The sequence below is a fragment of the Bradyrhizobium sp. ORS 278 genome (assembly GCF_000026145.1).
Lineage (GTDB): Bacteria > Pseudomonadota > Alphaproteobacteria > Rhizobiales > Xanthobacteraceae > Bradyrhizobium.
This window is the reverse complement of the sequence record NC_009445.1, coordinates 3298381-3316811: the sequence shown is the minus strand read 5'-3', so window position 1 is coordinate 3316811 and position 18431 is coordinate 3298381. Positions and strand designations below refer to the sequence as shown.

The 18431-nt window shown below is 65.2% G+C and carries 14 protein-coding genes; 5 read left to right on the top strand and 9 right to left on the bottom strand.

Annotated features, from left to right (window positions below; genetic code table 11):
• Positions 1-43: 43 nt before the first annotated feature.
• Complete coding sequence (locus BRADO_RS14615; protein ID WP_011926085.1) at positions 44-3091, top strand: AAA family ATPase; 3048 nt, start codon at positions 44-46, stop codon at positions 3089-3091.
• A gap of 5 nt (positions 3092-3096) precedes the next feature.
• On the opposite strand, the gene BRADO_RS14610 is transcribed toward BRADO_RS14615, so the two are convergent.
• Entirely contained in the window at positions 3097-4137 is a 1041-nt protein-coding gene (locus BRADO_RS14610) for a catalase family protein (RefSeq protein ID WP_244423038.1), read from the bottom strand.
• Positions 4138-4487: 350 nt separating this feature from the next.
• On the bottom strand, positions 4488-4802 hold the full coding sequence (locus BRADO_RS14605) for an NAD-binding protein (RefSeq protein WP_041756506.1): 315 nt from the start codon (positions 4800-4802) through the stop codon (positions 4488-4490).
• A gap of 261 nt (positions 4803-5063) precedes the next feature.
• Here BRADO_RS14605 and BRADO_RS14600 point away from each other — a divergent pair, with 261 nt between their 5' ends.
• A complete protein-coding gene (locus BRADO_RS14600) occupies positions 5064-5627 on the top strand; it encodes a DinB family protein (RefSeq protein ID WP_041756505.1) in 564 nt (187 codons plus the stop codon).
• A 129-nt stretch (positions 5628-5756) separates the two neighbouring features.
• Here BRADO_RS14600 and BRADO_RS14595 read toward each other — a convergent pair whose 3' ends face one another.
• Entirely contained in the window at positions 5757-6314 is a 558-nt protein-coding gene (locus tag BRADO_RS14595; RefSeq protein ID WP_041757502.1) for a GNAT family N-acetyltransferase, read from the bottom strand.
• A gap of 258 nt (positions 6315-6572) precedes the next feature.
• Here BRADO_RS14595 and BRADO_RS14590 point away from each other — a divergent pair, with 258 nt between their 5' ends.
• Positions 6573-7802, top strand: coding sequence for an LON peptidase substrate-binding domain-containing protein (locus BRADO_RS14590; RefSeq protein WP_011926081.1), 1230 nt, complete (start codon positions 6573-6575; stop codon positions 7800-7802).
• A 213-nt stretch (positions 7803-8015) separates the two neighbouring features.
• On the opposite strand, the gene BRADO_RS14585 is transcribed toward BRADO_RS14590, so the two are convergent.
• The 6 genes from BRADO_RS14585 to BRADO_RS14560 all read right to left on the bottom strand — a co-directional run bounded on the left by BRADO_RS14585 (position 8016) and on the right by BRADO_RS14560 (position 15084).
• Complete coding sequence (locus tag BRADO_RS14585) at positions 8016-9185, bottom strand: acetyl-CoA acetyltransferase (RefSeq protein WP_041756504.1); 1170 nt, start codon at positions 9183-9185, stop codon at positions 8016-8018.
• Positions 9186-9260: 75 nt separating this feature from the next.
• The gene (gene denD / locus BRADO_RS14580) at positions 9261-10244 is read right to left on the bottom strand and encodes a D-erythronate dehydrogenase (RefSeq protein WP_011926079.1); all 984 of its coding nucleotides are present in this window, start codon (positions 10242-10244) and stop codon (positions 9261-9263) included.
• A gap of 130 nt (positions 10245-10374) precedes the next feature.
• Positions 10375-11310, bottom strand: coding sequence for a carbohydrate ABC transporter permease (locus BRADO_RS14575; RefSeq protein ID WP_008964681.1), 936 nt, complete (start codon positions 11308-11310; stop codon positions 10375-10377).
• Entirely contained in the window at positions 11307-12260 is a 954-nt protein-coding gene (locus BRADO_RS14570; protein WP_041756502.1) for a carbohydrate ABC transporter permease, read from the bottom strand. The genes BRADO_RS14575 and BRADO_RS14570 overlap by 4 nt, the downstream gene beginning before the upstream one ends.
• A 341-nt stretch (positions 12261-12601) precedes the next feature.
• Positions 12602-13924 carry an ABC transporter substrate-binding protein gene (locus BRADO_RS14565; protein WP_011926076.1) on the bottom strand — a complete coding sequence of 441 codons (1323 nt, stop codon included), beginning with the start codon at positions 13922-13924 and terminating at the stop codon, positions 12602-12604.
• A 98-nt stretch (positions 13925-14022) separates the two neighbouring features.
• On the bottom strand, positions 14023-15084 hold the full coding sequence (locus BRADO_RS14560) for an ABC transporter ATP-binding protein (RefSeq protein ID WP_041756501.1): 1062 nt from the start codon (positions 15082-15084) through the stop codon (positions 14023-14025).
• A 248-nt stretch (positions 15085-15332) separates the two neighbouring features.
• Here BRADO_RS14560 and BRADO_RS14555 point away from each other — a divergent pair, with 248 nt between their 5' ends.
• Both BRADO_RS14555 and BRADO_RS14550 read left to right on the top strand, forming a co-directional pair.
• Positions 15333-16427 carry a LacI family DNA-binding transcriptional regulator gene (locus tag BRADO_RS14555; protein ID WP_011926074.1) on the top strand — a complete coding sequence of 365 codons (1095 nt, stop codon included), beginning with the start codon at positions 15333-15335 and terminating at the stop codon, positions 16425-16427.
• Positions 16428-16585: 158 nt separating this feature from the next.
• Complete coding sequence (locus tag BRADO_RS14550; RefSeq protein ID WP_011926073.1) at positions 16586-18409, top strand: IlvD/Edd family dehydratase; 1824 nt, start codon at positions 16586-16588, stop codon at positions 18407-18409.
• Positions 18410-18431 lie beyond the last annotated feature (22 nt).

Genomic DNA, 18431 nt, shown 5'->3' with positions numbered 1-18431 from the left:
GCTGAGCTTTCCCTTAAGATCCGCTCAGAAAGGAGCTTATGACGTGACCCAGAAAACGTTCGTTTTCGGCCCGTTCCAGCTCGATCAGCAAAACGCCCTGCTTCGGCGCAGCGGCGAGCGCATCCTGCTCGCACCGAAGCCCTTTGGCGTGCTCGTCCACCTCGTTGAACGTGCTGGCGAGCTCGTCACCAAGGAGGAGCTACTCAACGCTGTGTGGTCCGATGTCCACGTCAGCGAATCCAGCCTCTCGGTGACTATCAATGCGCTACGAACGGCACTCGATGATAATAAGCAGTCGCCGCGCTACATCGAGACGGTGCCGCGGCGCGGCTACCGCTTCATCGCTGCTGTGGAGATAGCTCATCACCTTGCTGACCCGGCGCGCGATAGCGGACTGAAGCCGCAGGGTGAAGCGGCCGACCGCCATCGTGGCTGGCGGGTCGGACGCGACGCCGCGTTGCAGACACTCCAATTGGCCATGCAGAAGGCGGACGAAGGCCAACGCCAAGTGGTGTTCATTACCGGCGAGGCGGGCATTGGCAAGACCACGTTGCTTCAGATGGCAGAGGAGCACTTCCAGGCCGATGGCATCTCGGTGCTTCGATGCGCATGCAACGAAATGTTCGGCGCCCGGGAGGCCTTCCTGCCGCTGATCGAGGCGCTTCACGAGCACTCCCGCCGCACCGACGGCGCCGGTCTGGTCAAGTCGCTCCGGACTCGCGCACCGACCTGGCTCGCGCAGGTGCCTGGTCTGCTCGGGGATGACGAGCGGACGGGATTTCAGCACGACATCTTCGGTGCCACGCGTGAGCGGATGCTACTCGAATTTGCCGATCTCATGGAGCACCTCAGCGCGAAGCGCACATGGGTGATCATTCTGGAGGATCTGCACTGGAGCGATTTCGGCACGGTCGACGTCTTGTCGCGGCTGGCGCGGCGGGATCATCGCGCCGCCATCCTGGTGCTCGCTACCTATCGGCCGAACGAGGTGGAGACCGGCAATCATCCGATCCGCTCCGTCCACGCCGACCTGCAGATCCGCGGTCGGTGCATCGAGCTGCCGCTCGACCGGCTGTCACAGAGCGAGACCGAGCACTATCTCACCTTGCGCTTCAATTCGCCGGCGCTTGCGGAGGATCTGTGCAAACGCATCTTCAAGCGGACCAACGGACAGCCGTTGTTCGTCGTCTCGCTGGTCGATCATCTCGTCGGCGCGGGCATCCTGGTCGAGAGTAACGGCCATTGGCGCCTGGAGCAATCCGATGCGGCCGCGCGCGAGGCGATGCCACGCGATCTGCAGAGCATGATCACGCGCCAAATCGAACAGTTCGGACCGGAGGAACGCAGTCTGCTGGAAGCGGCCAGTGCCGCCGGAGCGGAGTTCTCGGCGCTCCACCTTGCGGGCGCGCTTGATCGTCCGGTACTGGAGATCGAGCAGCGCTGCGAGCAGTTGGCGCGCGTCGGCGGCGTCATCTTCGCTTCCGGCGTGACAGAATGGCCGAATGGCGCCATCTCCGGACAGTACGCCTTCCAGCATGCGCTCTATCAGGAGGCGCTGTACCGGCGACTGCCGCCGGCTCGCCGTGCCGACACCCACTCACGCCTGGGTGACGGCCTGGAGCAAGGCTACGGTTCTCACACGCGAGAGATCGCTGCGGCGCTGGCGCTGCATTTCGAAATCGGCCGCCGCTTCGCCAAGGCCGTCAGCTATCTGACGCTGGCAGCGGAAAACGCCGCGCGCCGCTTCAGCCCGCAGGAGGCGGCGGCCTATCTCACGCGCGCCCTCGAACTCGTGCCATACCTGGCGAAGGAGCAGCGCACCGACATCCAGCTCAAGCTTCTGCGCCAAAGAGCCTGGGCCTGGCGCGCCGGCGGCGACTTCGCCCGTTCGATTGCAGATCTTCACGCGATTGCTGCAGCTGCAGCCGCGGGCGGGCTGATCCAGGACGAGGTCAATGCACTGGTCGATCTCAGCCGCTTCTTCCTCTACATCGATCCGCGTCGGTGTCTGCCGTTCGCCGAGCAGGCACTGGAACGCTGCCGTGCCATCGGCGATCCGGCGTTCGGCGCGTTGGTTCAGGGCAACGCGGCCAATCTCCGCATGATGCTGTTCGGCTGGTCCGCGAATGACGCCGAATTCTGCCGGGAGGCGTCCGAGGTCATCGGGGATTCGTCCGATCTCAACATGCGCATGCGGCGCTATTCGATGGAGATCGTGGTCGAACTGCTGCGCGCCGATTATCCGGCTTGCCGGCGCGTCGCCGAAAAGGGCAAGGCACTGCTGCGCGAGATCGGTGACATCTACGTCTTCACGCTCTACACCACGGTCGAGGCATTCGCCATGCTCTACCAAGGCGAATGGGGCGGCCTGCAGCAAACCGTCTCGGTCGCGCTGAGCGCCGCGGAACGCAACCAAAACCTGCAAGCCGTCGCGCTGTGCCACTTGACGCTGGGCTGGCTCTACGCCGAGGTAGAGCAATTCGAGCGCGCGGCCGAGCTTGCCGACATCGGACTGACGCCCCAGGCCGAGGCTAATCCCTTCAGCTTTTTCATAGGCCGGTCACTGCTGGTCCGGACACATCTCGGGCGTGGCGATCTAGTAGCCGCGCGCAGCCACCTCGTTATGATCGAGGAGAGGCTCGCCGTTCAAGGCATTCCGATGGAGTCGGCGATCGTACCACATCATCTCCTGAACGTTTTCAACTATTGGCTGGTCTGCGGAGAGCTCGAAAAAGCAAGTCAAGCCAGCGCCAATCTGCATGCGTTCGTCGCCGCAGCCCCCGATCTCCCGTTTCTCGCGCTCGCCTGCGATGCAGCGGCCCGTCTGTGTCTGGGCAGAGATGACACCGCTACAGCGCGGAAACATCTGAGCGAGGCCATAAAGGCGCTCCGTCGCGTGCACGCGCCCTTCGCGGCGCGGCGCGTCTACACGACCATAGCGGAGGTCTTCGATCGCGCGGGCGACGTCCAGCGCGCGCCGGCGTGGCGCAGGCGCGCAAATGATATGGTGGCTCTGCTGGCACACTCGCTAGCACCCGACGATCCGCTGCGGGCCGCGCCGTTCTTTGCGCTCACGACCCGGATCGACTGAACATCTCAGTCGGGCAGCTCCGCGATGTCGCGCGGCTCCGTCGGATTGGGTGGCGCGAGGCCGAGCGCCGCATTCTGCTGCTGGCGCAGGACTCGCGAGGTTCGATAGACGTCGCGACGCATCCGCATGACAGAGCCGAGCGGCTGATGGGCGGCCAGGCAGCGCCACGGGTCGAACGAGAGCACGTCGTCGACATAGGCGCGGCGGGCGGGACTGTCAGCAACCTGCGCCGGAAGCCTGATATTGGCGATCGGCTGCGGTGGCGCGAAGTCTTCAGGCCAGTCGATTGAGGAGTCCTCGATCGGGGTGTGCCGCAGGTCGGTGCAAAGCTGTGCCTGCAGCTCGTACTCGGCAGGCTCCGTCCGGAAGAACGAGACGACGGATTGCCGCACCACATCGTCGCCGTCGTGACTGGGCTGCCCCGTGAGACGACGAAGCGCGGGTGAAACCGGAACAGCCCGCAGCCGCGCCACAAAATCCCCGAAGCGGATCGCGCCCTCGGTGTGAAACGTCTCGCCAAGAATATGATGTCCGGGATCGCCGAGCGCCTTGATGATGATTGGCAACGGCAGGCGGACGAGTGTTGATAGCTCGAGCAGCACGCGCGAGACGAGGCCAACGGCCCGGACAGCGAGGTCGGGGAGACTTTTGGTACGCTCGAATTTGCGCTGCGCCTCCAAGTAGCTGCGCGCGTCGGCGATATAGCTCGGATGATTGACGAGCAGAAGGTCCTGGCTGGTGGTGTCGTCGTCGGCGAGTGCCTTGGCGCCGCTCACGCCCAGCACCTTGATCGCGAAGCCGCGCGGCACCCGGATCCGATCGCTCTTGATCGCGCCCAATGCCGTCGAGAATCGCACGATCACGGGATAGCGCGTGGGTTGCGCGAACAAGCCCTGGCGCAGATGACTCGGAAGGTCCTCATAGACGGTGAGCTCGCCGCGCAGATAGCCGACGCCCTTTGCGTGCTGCTGCCGGAGCCCATGTTTGTAAGTGGCAAAGGTAGTGGCGCTTGTGCGCTCGACAGACGCCACGATGGCGCGGATCATTTCGGCCTCGTCAGGCCGCGGCTGCTCAATGGCTGGATAGTAACGAAGATAAGGATCCGAATGCGTCTCGTGGGACATGGCACAGGATCTCCCGCTCCAATGCGGAGGCTATTTAGTGTAGAAGCGTGCACAGCCCGCCTGCAAGCACGGAATGAGCTCGCTGCCGTGCAGATGATCGTCCCGCGACACCGGAATGCTCACGGGGAACATGACAATGAGATGACGTCAGGTCGAAATCCGCTCCGGAGTTCGCTCCGGCGCCCGATCAGGTGGCCGTGTGTCCAGCTCCTCGATCATGCCGCGGGCGATCTCGCGCTCGCCCATGATGACCATATCCGCGCCGAGCGATGTCAGATGCCCGACCTCGGCGTCCGAATGCGCGCGCGCCACGATGTGCAGCGCCGGGTTGGGGGCACGATCTGGCCGGCCTCGAAGGCTTCGGAATTGACGATGACGAGCGCATGCGCGGCCGTTGGATTGGTCGCGCGTAGCACGTTGCTGCGGGCGGCATTGCCGCTGATGGACTCGATGCCGGCGTCCTTCAACTGCTTCAGGATATCCTCGGAGGTCTCCACTGCGAGGAACGCTTGACCGCGCTGCTGCAGCGCCTCGCCGACCAGGCGGCCGACGCGGCCATAGCCGATGATAATGGAGTGCTCCGTCAATCGAGTCACCGGGATCGCGCTGCGCCTGCGCTCCGAACACGAAGGCCAATCCGAGGCCGGCGACAATGGTCGCGATCAGGGGGGTGTCGTGCGACATCTCGACTTGTTGCAGAGGAGGCCAGCCGATGCACCGCGACCGATTGTGGCAGAGTTCCGTCACGCGGATGGGGATGATGCGCGCGGAAGTGCGGAAATCGGTGGTGAAGCGCGCGGTCCGTTCCGTATGATAGGACACGAGCCATCACGGGGTGACCAGACGCAATGCCCGCCGATCTCGTCCAGACGTTTCGTGCTTTCGCGTATAACAATGCCTGGGCCAATCACCGGCTCTTGACCGCTTGCGGCCAACTCGGCGCCGCGGAGTTCGCCGCCGAGCGCACCGGCTTCTTCCCGAGCCTGCAGAAGACGCTCAACCACATCTACATCATCGACCTGTTCTATATCGACGCGCTGGAGGGCGGCTGGCTCGGCCCGATGGCCTGGCAGAACGAGGTTCCGTTCCCGCGACTGTCCGATCTGGTGCGAGCGCAGGGCGCCATGGATCGCCGCCTGATCGACTTCTGCGAGACGCTGACGCCGGCCCGGCTCGACGAGACCGTGCGCATCAACCGCGAGACCCGCGTCCAGAACGAGCGCTGCGACCGCCTGCTGCTGCACCTGTTCCAGCACGACATCCACCACCGCGGCCAGGCCCATGCGATGCTGTCGGCAACATCCGTGAAGCCGCCGCAGCTGGATGAATTCTTCCCGGCCGATGATGCCGGCCTGCGGGCGAAGGATTTCGCCGAGCTGGGGTTCAGCGAGGAGAAGGTGTGGAAGCCGTAGCGTGGGCAAAGGCGATGCCGTGCTCTCTCCTCACGGGCCCTCGCCATAGCGCCGTGCCCACCACCCAGCCGCGGAGTGTGCCTCGCGACGGTGGGCACGCTGCCGCCCGCGGCGGCCGCATTGCCCACCCTACCGCATCTCGCTTGCGGCCCATACCTCGCGCGGCAGCCGGTACATCACCTGCCGGCGCAGCGGGCTGTCGGCTTCGACGCGCGGATGATCGAAGTCAGAGGCTTCGTCCCGGATCATGCCGAGCTTGCGCATGACATTCTGCGAGGCCGCATTGGCTGGCGCGGCGTAGGCGATGATCTCGTCGAGAGCGAACTGATCGAAGCCGATGGCGAGCGACGCGCGCGCCGCCTCCGTTGCAATCCCCCGCCCCCAGGCCGGTCGCGCGAGCCGCCAGCCAATCTCGACCGCCGGCGTGAACGGGGCGTCGAAGAAGACCTTGAACAATCCGGTGGCGCCGAGGAAGGCGCCGGTGGCGCGGTCTTCGACCACCCAGAAGCCGAAGCCGTGCTCGGCCTGATGCGCGATCTGAAAATCGATCCACCGGTCGCTGTCCTGTCGCGCCGGCAGCGCCCGCAGATACCGCATCACGGCTGGATCGACCGACATCGCCGCAAACGGCGCGCGATCCTCATCGCGCCATTCGCGCAAGGTGAGACGTTCGGTGACGATGGTCATGATGCCCCCCCAAGACTCGAAAGCCCGGCCGAGACAACGCATCGCGGGCAGGCCGCAGCTCTTTCCCACCCGATCGACGATTGACAGCCGCATCAGCCTGCGTCAACCTGCCGGTAGGTTGATACGACCTGCCGGTTGCGCCCTTCCCAGGGAATGGTGAACGTATCGAGCCTTCTTGGCCTCCCCCTTTGCCCGAGCGACCGGGTCAGCAACGCAGCCACCTGACATGCCTGGTTCGCTCCTGCAGAGGATCAAGCGATGCGCGATTTTCGCGATGCCAAGGTCATGGCACAGACACTGCGCGAGTGCCTGACCACCCAATCCATCACCATCAGCCATAGCCACAGCCTGGAGCTGGTCTCACGGATGTTCGGCCTGGCCGACTGGAACACACTGTCCGCGCTGATCAAGGCCGCTGACGGCGCCAAGCTGACGCGGCCGCCGGTCATTCAGGCCGAGATACAGCGGCGTCCGGCCCTTCCGCTGCGCGACTTCGTCCCGTTTCCAGGCGCCACCCACCCGCTGTTCGTCGGGCGCGCCAAGACGATCAATGCGCTCAACGACGCCTTTACGAAACAGAGCGATGTCGTGATCGCGCTGCAGAAGCAGCAAGCGGTGGACGAGCCCAGCCTGGCTGATCTGCATGAGATCGGGCTGCGCGCCGACCTGATCGAGCTCACGCCGCTGCCCGACGGCACGCTGAAGGTGCAGGTCCGCATCATCAGGCGCGTCCGGGTCAGGGCGTTCAGCAGCGACGCCAGCGCCTACCAAGCCGAAATCTCCGACATCAGCGAGGACAGCGCGGCCGATGCGCCGGATCTCATCCTGCGCGCCGTCACGCGCTTCGAGCGCTACGCCGCGATCCGCAACATCCGCCTGCCCGACGGCTGGCCGCCGTTCGGCGAGGGCCGCCACCCCGGCCGCGTCGCCGACCTCATCGCCGCGCTGGTGCTGCTGCCGCTCGCGCACAAATACGAGCTGCTGGCGGTGCTCGATCCGGTCAAGCGCCTGGAGCTGGTCGAGACGCTGCTCGATGTGACGGCGCGACCGCTGTCGTCGGCGCTGCAGGCGACACGGCAGCGTGCGATCGCAAACGCGCGCGACCGCCGGCATCGCCATGCCACGCTCGAGCATCTGCTGCTGGCGTTGCTCGACGACGACAGCGCCGCAGCCGTGATGCGAAGCTGCCGCGCGAGCCTGGCGCAGTTGCGGACCAAGACACGGCTTTATGTGGACACGGAGCTCAGCCATCTCGCCACCGAGGATGACGACATCGCGCAGCCGACCGATGCGTTCCGACGCGTCAACGACCGCGCCGCGCTCGCCGCCCAGGAGGTCGGCTACCCGCTCGTCACCGGCGCCAACACGCTGCTCGCGCTGTTCCCGGAAACCCGCAGCCCGGCCGCACGCCTGCTCGCCGAGCACGGCGTGACCATGGTGCGGGCCGCCAAGGCGGTGGCCGACGGCGTGGGCAAGGAGGAGGCCTGAGCGGGGGCTTGCACTTCGTAGCCCGGATGAGCGCAGCGACATCCGGGGTCACACGCGCTTTCGCGACGAACCCGGATATCGCTGCGCTCATCCGGGCTACACCACGGCGGTCGGCTCGCTCCGACGACCCTCAATGCAACCACCAATCCAGGGCGGCACGTGCGGCCCTGGATTGCGTCGCTTCGCTCGCAATGACGGGGGAGAGAGCCGGCGCTACTTCGCCGGCTCCAGGATCGAGACGTAGTTCGCCACCGCGGCGCCGCCCATGTTGAAGATGCCGCCGAGCTTGGCGTTGGGGAGCTGCATGCCCTCGGGCGCCGTGCCGGTGAGCTGCATGGCGGTCATCACGTGCATCGAGACGCCGGTGGCGCCGATCGGGTGGCCCTTGGCCTTGAGGCCGCCGGAGGGATTGACCGGCAGCTTGCCGTCCTTGAGCGTCCAGCCTTCCTTGATGGCGCGGGCACCCTGCCCCCTGGGCGTGAGGCCCATCGCCTCGTACTCGATCAGCTCGGCGACGGTGAAGCAGTCATGGGTCTCGACGAAGGAGAGATCGGACAGCGTGACGCCGGCCTTCTCCAGCGCACGCTGCCAGGCCACCGTGCAGCCCTCGAAGGCGAGGATGTCGCGCTTGCTCATCGGCAGGAAGTCCTGCGCATGCGCGGTCGCGCGGACGTTCACCGCCTTGGCGAATTTCTTGGCGGTCTCGCTGTCGGTCAACACCAGCGCGGCGGCGCCGTCGGAGACCAGCGAGCAGTCCGTGCGCTTCAGGGGGCCGGCGACGTACGGGTTCTTCTCGCTCTCGGAGCGGCAGAACTCGAAGCCGAAATCCTTGCGCATCTGCGCGAACGGGTTGGCGACGCCGTTCTTGTGGTTCTTGGCGGCGATCAGCGCCAGCGCATCGGACTGGTCGCCATATTTCTGGAAATAGCCCTGCGCGATCTTGCCGAACACGCCGGCGAAGCCGCCGACGGTGTCGCCGTCCTCCGGCAGGTAGGAGGCTTTCAGCAGGTTCTTGCCGATCTCCGGACCCGGCGTCCGCGTCATCTGCTCGACGCCGACGACGAGGACGATCTTCGCGGCACCGGCCGCGATGGCGCGGATGCCCTGGTGGACGGCAGCAGAACCGGTGGCGCAGGCGTTCTCGACCCGCGTCGCCGGCTTGAAGCGCAGCGCCGGATCGGCCTGCAGCACCAGCGAGGCGGTGAAGTCCTGGGGCGAGAAGCCGGCATTGAAATGGCCGAGCACGATCTCGTCGACGTCGCCGGCCGCAATGCCGGCATCCGCCAGCGCCTCATTGGCGACCTTGACGACGAGGCTCTCGACGGTCTCGGCGTCGAACTTTCCGAACGGCGTATGCGCCCATCCGACGATGCTGGCGGTCATGCTGTCTCTCCCGAATGTCTCCCTGTCCCCCAAATGGCGCTTTGCTCCATGCGAGTCCAGAGGCTGGTGGCGGTCTCAGGCCACGAACTTGCCGCCGAGCTCGTCCTCGATGTGGATCCGGATGATATCGTCGAAGGTCTTTTCCTCGGTGGTGAAGCCGAGCTCGCGGGCGCGCCTGGCCTCGAAATTCCGCGGCCAGCCGGCGACGATGCCGACGATGAAGGGGTCGGGCTCCCGCCTGATGCGATTGGCGACGTTGTCGCCCGCGACGCGGCGGAGGGCGGCGATCTGCTCGCCGACGGTGGCCGTCAGGCCGGGCATGGTCAGGTTCCGGCGCGGGCCGATCTTCGCGGTGTCCATGGTCGCGGCATGCAGCAGGAAGCCGACCGCCGAGCGTGGCGTCGCGTGCCAATGCTGGACGTCCTCGGACACCGGCAGCACGGCCTCCTTGCCGGCCAGCGGCTCGCGCAGGATGTTGGAGAAGAAGCCGGACGCCGCCTTGTTGGGCGCGCCGGGGCGGATGCAGATGGTCGGCAGGCGGATGCCGACGCCGTCGAAGAAGCCGCGGCGGCTGTAGTCGGCCAGCAAGAGCTCGCCGATCGCCTTCTGGGTGCCGTAGCTGAGCAGCGGCGCATTGACGAACTCGTCGCCGATGGCGTCGGGGAACGGCGCGCCGAACACGGCGATCGAGGAGGTGAAGACCAGCCGCGGCTTGTAGCCGTTGCCGATCAGCCTGACGGCGTCAAACAGCATCCGCGTGCCGTCGAGATTGATGCGGTAGCCCTTGTCGAAATCGAGCTCGGCCTCGCCGGAGACGATGGCGGCGAGATGGAAGATCACGTCGGGGCGATCGGCGACCAGCTTCTCGGCGAAACCGGGCACGGCGAAATCGCCGGCGATGGTGTCCACCGCGATGGACGTGTCGGGCTTCGCCGGCGCGACGATGTCCTGCAGGGTCAGGCGGGTGATGGCGCTGTCGCCGAGGCGGCCGTCGCGGACCAGCCGCTCCACCAGCTTGCGCCCGACCATGCCGGCGGCGCCGAGAACGAGAATATGCAAGGGGATGCTCCTTCAACATGTAGGGTGAGCAAAGGCGCGTAGCGCCGTGCCCACCGCAGCATTTGGCGATGCCGGAAGACGGTGGGCACGCTTCGCTTTGCCCACCCTACGAGAGCTCGACGAGCCCGCCCTACTCCTTCACCGCGCCGGTCATGGCCGACACATAATGCTCGACGAAGAAGGCGTAAAGGATCACGAGGGGCAGCGAGCCGACCAGGGCGCCGGCCATCAGCGATCCCCATTTGTAGATGTCGCCATCGACGAACTCGTTGACGATCGCGACCGGCACCGTCTTGTTCGGCGTCGACTGCAGGAAGGTCAGCGCGTAGATGAACTCGTTCCAGCACAGCGTGAACGAAAAGATGAAGGCCGAGATCAGGCCTGGCACCGCCAAGGGCACAACGATCTTGACCAGGATCTGCCAGCGGCTGGCGCCGTCGATCAGGGCGCACTCCTCGAGCTCGAACGGGATGGTCTTGAAGTAGCCCATCAGCAGCCAGGTCGAGAACGGGATGAGCAGTGTCGGATAGACCAGGATCAGGGACAGCGGCGAGTCGAACAGGCCGTAGGCCTGGATCACCGAGGCCAGCGGGATGAACAGGATCGACGGCGGCACGAGATAGGCGAAGAAGATCAGCACGCCCACGGTGTCGGCGCCCTTGAAGCGCAGCCGCACGATGGCATAGGCGGCCAGCACGGAGGCGAAGATCGACAGCGTGGTGGCGCCGACCGCGACATACATCGTGTTCCACAGCCAGCGCGGATATTGCGTCTCGAACAACAGCTTCGAGATGTGCTTGAAGGTCGGATGCACCACCCAGAACGGGTTGTACTTCTCCATGTCGATCAGCTGCTCGTCGGGTTTGATCGACGTCAGGCCCATCCAGTAGAACGGGAACAGCAGCACCAGGAGGATGATCCCGAGCGGCAGATACAGCGTGATCAGGCGTCGCGGCAGCGACTCGAGATAGCTCATGCCCTCCGAGTCGTCGCCGGCGGCGAGCTTGGCCGCGGTCGCGGTGGCGTTCGATGGGGTCTTGGATTGCAGCGCGGCGGTGTCGGTCATTGGTCGGATCCTTGCTGCCATTTGCGCCGTTGCATGCCGAACCAGGAGATCGCGATCGCCGCCATCAGGAATGGAATCATGGCGGTGGCGATCGCGGCGCCCTCGCCGAGCCGGCCCGAGATGATGCCGCGCTGATAGCTGAGCGTCGCCATCAGGTGCGTGGCATTGACCGGACCGCCGCGGGTCAGCGCCCAGATCAGTTGGAAATCGGTGAAGGTGAACAGCACCGAGAACGTCATCACGACCGCGATGATCGGGGTCAGCAGCGGATAAGTGATGTAGCGGAAGCGCTGCCAGCTGGTGGCGCCGTCGAGCGTCGCCGCCTCGTACAGCGAGGGCGACACGGTCTGCAGGCCGGCGAGCAAGGTGATCGCGACGAACGGCACGCCGCGCCAGATGTTGGCGATGATGACCGAGGCGCGCGCCCAGGAGGTGTCGCCGAGGAAGTTGATGTTCTGAGTGATCAGGCCGAGCTTGATCAACGACCAGGAGATGATCGAGAACTGCGCGTCATAGATCCACCAGAATGCGATCGCCGACAGCACCGTGGGCACGATGAAGGGGATCAGCACGATGGCGCGGATCATCGCCTTGAACGGCATGTGCCGGTTCAGCAGCAGCGCGAGATAGAGGCCAATGGCGAATTTGATGGCGGACGCCACGATCGTGTAGAGCAGCGTGTTGAACACCGACAGCCAGAAGATCGAATCGTCCCACAGCCATTCGTAGTTCTCGATCCCGACGAAGACGCCGCTGCGGCCGATCTTCTCGTCGGTGAAGCTCATCCAGACGCCGAGGCCGAGCGGATAGGCCAGGAACAGGATCAGGAACGCCGCCGCGGGCAGCATGAACCACAACGCGACGAAGTTGCGGTTCGCCTTCAAGCGCGCCCATGCCGACGGCTCGCCCATGGCGGCGCCCGGAGGCATCGAGGTCTGGATGGTACTCATTCTTCGAGCAGCTCCCTTCGCGACGGATCCGTAGGGTGGGCAAAGCGCAGCGTGCCCACCGACGTTCCAGACGCATCAACGCCAATTCGTCATTGCGAGCGAAGCGAAGCAATCCAGGGCCAGGCAAACAGTCTGGATTGCTGCGTCGCCGTCGGCTCCTCGCAATGACGGCCGTGAGTAAGCCGTAGGGTGGGCAAAGGACCTCGACGCGATGCGTGCATCGCGTCGAGGGCCGTGCCCACCATTCGGTGGTGCGACAAACTCGGTGGGCACGGCGCGGGAGAGATCCGGGATTTCTCCTCTATCCCGGCGCGCCTTTGCCCACCCTACGTAGCCGCGGCTCAGCGGAAGATGCGCTTGGCGGACCGCTCGGCGCTCGCCATCGCCGTCTTCACGTCCTCGCGGCCGGTGCAGTAGTTCGCGAACATGTCGACCAGGACGAAGTCGGCGATCGCGGCAGCCGCCGCCTCGCCGAGCTTGCCGACGCCGGCCGGCGTGGTCGCGGTGGCGGCGACGTCGCGATACGGCGTGTTCTTCGGATCGGCCGTCCAGATCGGGTTGGCGTCGTAGCCTTTGAGGAAGTGCGAGAGATAGCCCTGCGCCGCCTCGATCCATGGGTTGAACTGCTCCGGCTCCAGCATGAAGGCGGTGAACGCCTTGCAGGTCTGCGGGTACTTGGAGAAGTTGAACACCAGGATCGGGAAGCCGAGATGCATCTCGCGGGTCTTGCCGTCCAGGCCGGGCGGCAGATGCGCGTGGTTCATGTCCTCGGCGATCTGCGGCGCCTCCTTCTTGGCGGTGACGTAGATCGAGATGCCGTTGACGGTGGTGTAGAGCTGGCCGGCCAGGAACGCCTTGTTGTTCGAGGAGTCGTTCCACGACGCGGTGCCCGGCACGAAATTGTCGTACAGGCCCTTGACGTATTCGAGCGCCTTGGCGGTCTCCGGCGAGTTGATGACGACCTTGTTGTCCTTGTCGATCAGGTTGCCGCCATGCGCCCACAGCGCCCAGTGCACCCAGCCATTGGCGTCGCCCGAGGCGTGGCCGAGCGCCATGCCGCCGGGCGTGCCGTTCTTGTTCATCGCCTTGAAGAACTCGGACATGCCGGCCAGGTCCTTCGGAAACTCCTTGAAGCCGGCCTTCTCGGCCGCGGCCACGCGGTAGTTGATCAGGCCGCCGGTGGCCGCCACGGGAATGCCGATCCACTTGCCGTCGAGCATGCCGTAGGCCTTGCCGGAGTCGGTCCAGCCGCCGCACTTCTTGCCGAGGTAGTCGGCGACGTCGGTCATATCCACGCATTTGTTGGAGAACAGGAAGGGCAGCGTGTAGAGGCCCCACACCATGTCGAGCCCCTGCCCGGTATTGGCCGCGACCGAGGCCTTGGGCTGGACGTCGTCATAGGATTCGTTGGAGATATTGATGGTGACGTTATTGGCCTTCTGGAAGGCGTCGACGATCTTCATGAAGGCCACGTCCTCGGCCTCGACGAAGCGCTTCCAGCGCATCATGTTGACCTTGGCGCCGGGCTCCGGCTTCCAGGGCGAGGTCTGCGCCCAGGCCTTGGCGTAGCCGAGCAGTTCGTCGGCCGACATCGTCGCCGCCGCCGCCATCAAGGTCGCGCCGCCCTTGAGCAGAGACCGTCGATCCGTGAGGAATTTCGTCATCTGAAGTTTTCTCCCGTTGACTCTTGCTTGTTTGTTTTTTGCCGGTTTTCCGGCCTTTTTAATTGGTCTGCTTGGTCAGTCCGCGCCGCGCGGCCGGATCAAAGTCTCCGGCCGCTATCCTTGTCGAACAGATGCGCCGCCGACGCGCGCGGACGCAGATGGATCTTCTCGCCGGGATTGACCTCGTGGCGATCGCGGAACACCGCGATGATGTCCTGGGTGCCGATACGGGCGACGATCTGGGTCTCCGAGCCGGTCGGCTCGACCACGATCACCTCGGCCTCGATGCCGTCATCGGCAAGTTCGAGATGCTCCGGGCGCACGCCGTAGACGACGGGACGACCATCGGACGCAGCCGGCGCCGTCAACAGCGGCAGCTTGGCGCCGTTGTCGGTCTCGACATAGACCGAGCCGTTGGACTTCAAATGGCCATTGAGGAAGTTCATCGCGGGCGAGCCGATGAAGCCTGCGACGAACTGATTGTCCGGCTTGTCGTAGAGGTCGAGCGGCGAGCCCATCTGCTCGACGATTCCGTCATGCATGACCACGATCTTGTCGGCCATGGTCATGGCCTCGATCTGGTCGTGAGTGACGTAGACGGTGGTGGTCTTGAGCCGCTGATGCAGTTCCTTGATCTCGGTGCGCATCGCCACACGCAGCTTGGCGTCGAGGTTCGACAGCGGCTCATCGAACAGGAACACCTGCGGGTCGCGCACGATGGCGCGGCCCATCGCGACGCGCTGGCGCTGGCCGCCGGAGAGCTGGCGCGGATAGCGGTCGAGCAGCGGCGTCAGCGCCAGGATCTCGGCGGCGCGCGCGACGCCCTTCTTGATGTCCTCGGGCCGGGCGCCGCGTAGCTTCAGCGAAAAGCCCATGTTGTCGGCGACGGTCATGTGCGGATAGAGCGCGTAGTTCTGGAACACCATCGCGATGTCGCGCTCTTTCGGCTGCACGTTGTTGACGACGCGCTCGCCGATCGAGATGGTTCCGGAGGTGATGTTCTCGAGGCCCGCGAGCATCCGCAGCAGCGTCGACTTGCCGCAGCCGGACGGACCGACCAGCACGACGAACTCGCCATCCTCGATCGGAATGGTCACGCCGTGCAGGACCTCGAATCCGCCGAACGATTTGCGCACGTCGCGAATTTGCACCGACGACATCAATTTCCTCCTCATGGTCCGACTGCATTGGCTGCAGACCGGCGGCATTCTGACCGTTGTTCGCGACCGATTGATCTGGCCGCTTATCGTTATGTAGTCTTTTGATCGTTCGGGCTGCGCGGACGAGCCGTCAGCTCAGCACGCATTGTCGGCAGTTTAGTTCTCTTTCGCAATGCTTCGCTTAGCAACCGCGTGATAGCGCTGTCAATATCGCTTGTGTACCAGACCGCCTATGCTATGAGCGACGGATGGGACGGAAACAGATCAACCCGGGCAAAGTCCGGCTGACCGAGGTTGCAGCACTGGCGGGCGTCAGCCCGATCACGGTGTCACGCTTCTTCCGTAATCCCGACACCGTCTCGGCGGGCCGCCGCCTGCGCATCGAGAGTGCCGCCAAGGATCTCGGCTACGTTCCCAACCTCGCCGCGCGCGCGCTCGCATCGCAGCGCACCGAAGTGATCGGCGTGCTGATACCGTCGCTGACCAACAACGTGTTCTCCGACGTGCTGCGCGGCATCTATGACGCGTTCGAAGGCAGCCGCTACAGCATCCAACTTGCGAATACACGCTATAGTGTGCTGCAGGAGGAGCGGCTGCTGCGGCTGTTCCTGATGCAGAAGCCGGCCGGCCTGATCGTGACGGGCGTCGACCAGACCGCAGAAGGCCGCTCCCTCGTGCAGGCGGCCGACTGTCCGGTGGTGCAGATCATGGAGCTGGGTGCCGATCCGATCGACATGATGATCGGGTTTTCGCATGTGGACGCTTGCTTCGCCGCGATTTCTCACCTTCTCGCCCAGGGTTGCCGGCGCATCGGATTTCTCGGCGCACGCATGGATCCCAGGGTGCAGCGTCGCCTTCAGGGCTACCAGAACGCCATGAAGAATGCCGGACTGTTCGATCCGCGACTGATCGTCACAACCGCCGTGCCGACGTCCACGACCGTGGGCGGCAGCCTGTTCTCGGATCTCATGCTGAGGGCGCCCGATCTCGATGCCGTATTCTGCGCCAATGACGACCTCGCGCTCGGGGTGCTGTTCGAGTGCCAGCGGCGCCACATCGCGGTGCCCGAGCAGTTGGCGATCGTCGGCTTCAACGACATGGAGTTCATGGCATCGGCCGTTCCGACGCTGACCAGCGTCAGGACCAACCGCTACGAGATGGGCCTGCGCGCGGCGAAGATGATCATGGACGAGGTCGAAGGCCGGCCTGTCGCCGAGCGCGTGGTCGATCTCGGATTCGAGGTGATGGAGCGGCAGAGCTCGACCTTGCAGCGCGAGGTCGGAAGCGCCGGGCGAGCGGGCCCCAGAAACAAAATGGTAGCGCAACCAAAATCGGTGATCTAGAACCACGCGAACGAACGAGACCTTGAACCAAAGGCGTAGGCGAGCTGCGACGCCGGCTGGCGGCATCTGACTGCGGCGCCTCATCCCGCGTGATCCCCACGCGGGATGAGACATCCCGATGGGCCGGTGTCGCCACGTTTGCACTGCGGGAGGAACGAATGACAAAATCCAACGGACATGCCGGCAACGACGCTGACAAGAGCCGCAAGCTGCGGTCGCAGGCGTGGTTCAACGATCCGCACAACCCGGGCATGACCGCGCTCTATCTCGAGCGCTATCTGAATTTCGGCCTCACCCGCGCCGAGTTGCAGTCAGGCAAGCCGATCATCGGCATCGCGCAGACCGGAAACGACCTGTCGCCGTGCAACCGCCACCACCTCGAGCTGGCGCATCGCGTGCGCGAGGGCATCCGCGAGGCCGGCGGCATCGCGATGGAGTTTCCGACCCATCCGATCCAGGAGACCGGCAAGCGGCCGACGGCGGCGCTCGACCGCAACCTTGCTTATCTCGGCCTGGTGGAAATCCTGTTCGGCTATCCGCTCGACGGCGTGGTGCTGACCACCGGCTGCGACAAGACGACGCCGGCCTGCCTGATGGCGGCGGCTACCGTCAACATTCCCGCCATCGTGCTCTCGGGTGGACCGATGCTGAACGGCTGGCACGAAGGCCAGCGCACCGGCTCCGGCACCGTGGTGTGGAAGTCGCGCGAGCGGCTGGCCGCCGGCGAGATCGACTATGAGGAATTCATGCAGATCGTGGCGTCGTCGGCGCCATCGGTCGGGCATTGCAACACCATGGGCACGGCCTCGACCATGAACGCGCTGGCCGAAGCGCTCGGCATGTCCCTGCCCGGCTGCGCCGCGATCCCTGCGCCCTACCGCGAGCGCGGCCAGATCGCCTACGAGACCGGCAAGCGCATCGTCGACATGGTGTGGGAGGACCTGAAGCCGTCGGACATCCTCACCCGCAAGGCGTTCGAGAACTGCATCGTCGCGAACTCCGCGATCGGCGGCTCGACCAATGCGCCGATCCACATCAATGCGCTGGCGCGCCATGTCGGCGTCGAGCTGAACATCGATGATTGGCAGAAGGTCGGCCACGATGTGCCGCTCTTGGTCAACATGCAGCCGGCCGGCTTCTATCTCGGCGAGGAATTCCATCGCGCCGGCGGCGTGCCGGCGGTGATCGGCGAATTGATGCGGCACAAGCGCATCCACGAGGACGTCATCACCGCCAACGGCCGCAGCATGGGCGACAATTGCCGCGCCGCGCCGAAGCCCGACAACGACGTGATCTGGTCGTACGACAAGCCGCTGGTGAAGGACGCCGGCTTCCTCGTGCTGCGCGGCAATCTGTTCGATTCCGCGATCATGAAGACCAGCGTGATCTCCAAGGAATTCCGCGACCGCTATCTGAACAACCCGAAGGACCCCAACGCCTTCGAAGGCCGCGCCATCGTGTTCGAGGGTCCGGAGGACTATCACGACCGCATCGACGATCCGGCGCTCACGATCGACGAGCACTGCGTGCTGTTCATCCGCGGCGCCGGCCCGATCGGCTATCCCGGCGGCGCCGAGGTCGTGAACATGCAGCCGCCGGCGGCGCTGATCAAGCGCGGCATCCTGTCCCTGCCCTGCATCGGCGACGGCCGCCAGTCCGGCACCTCGGGCTCGCCGTCGATCCTCAACGCCTCGCCGGAAGCCGCCGCCGACGGCGGGCTCGCGATCCTCAGGGCCGGCGACAAGGTCCGGATCGACCTCAACAAGGGCTCGGCCAACATCCTGATCTCCGACGAGGAGGTTGCGAACCGGCATGCCGAGCTGAAGGCCAAGGGGGGCTTCCCGCACCCGGCCAACCAGACGCCCTGGCAGGAGCTCTATCGCAACACCGTCGGCCAGCAATCCACCGGCGCCTGCATGGAGCTCGCGACACGGTACCAGAACATCGCTGGCACTGTCGGCGTGGCCAGGCATAACCACTAGACACACGGCACAAAGCCAGCCA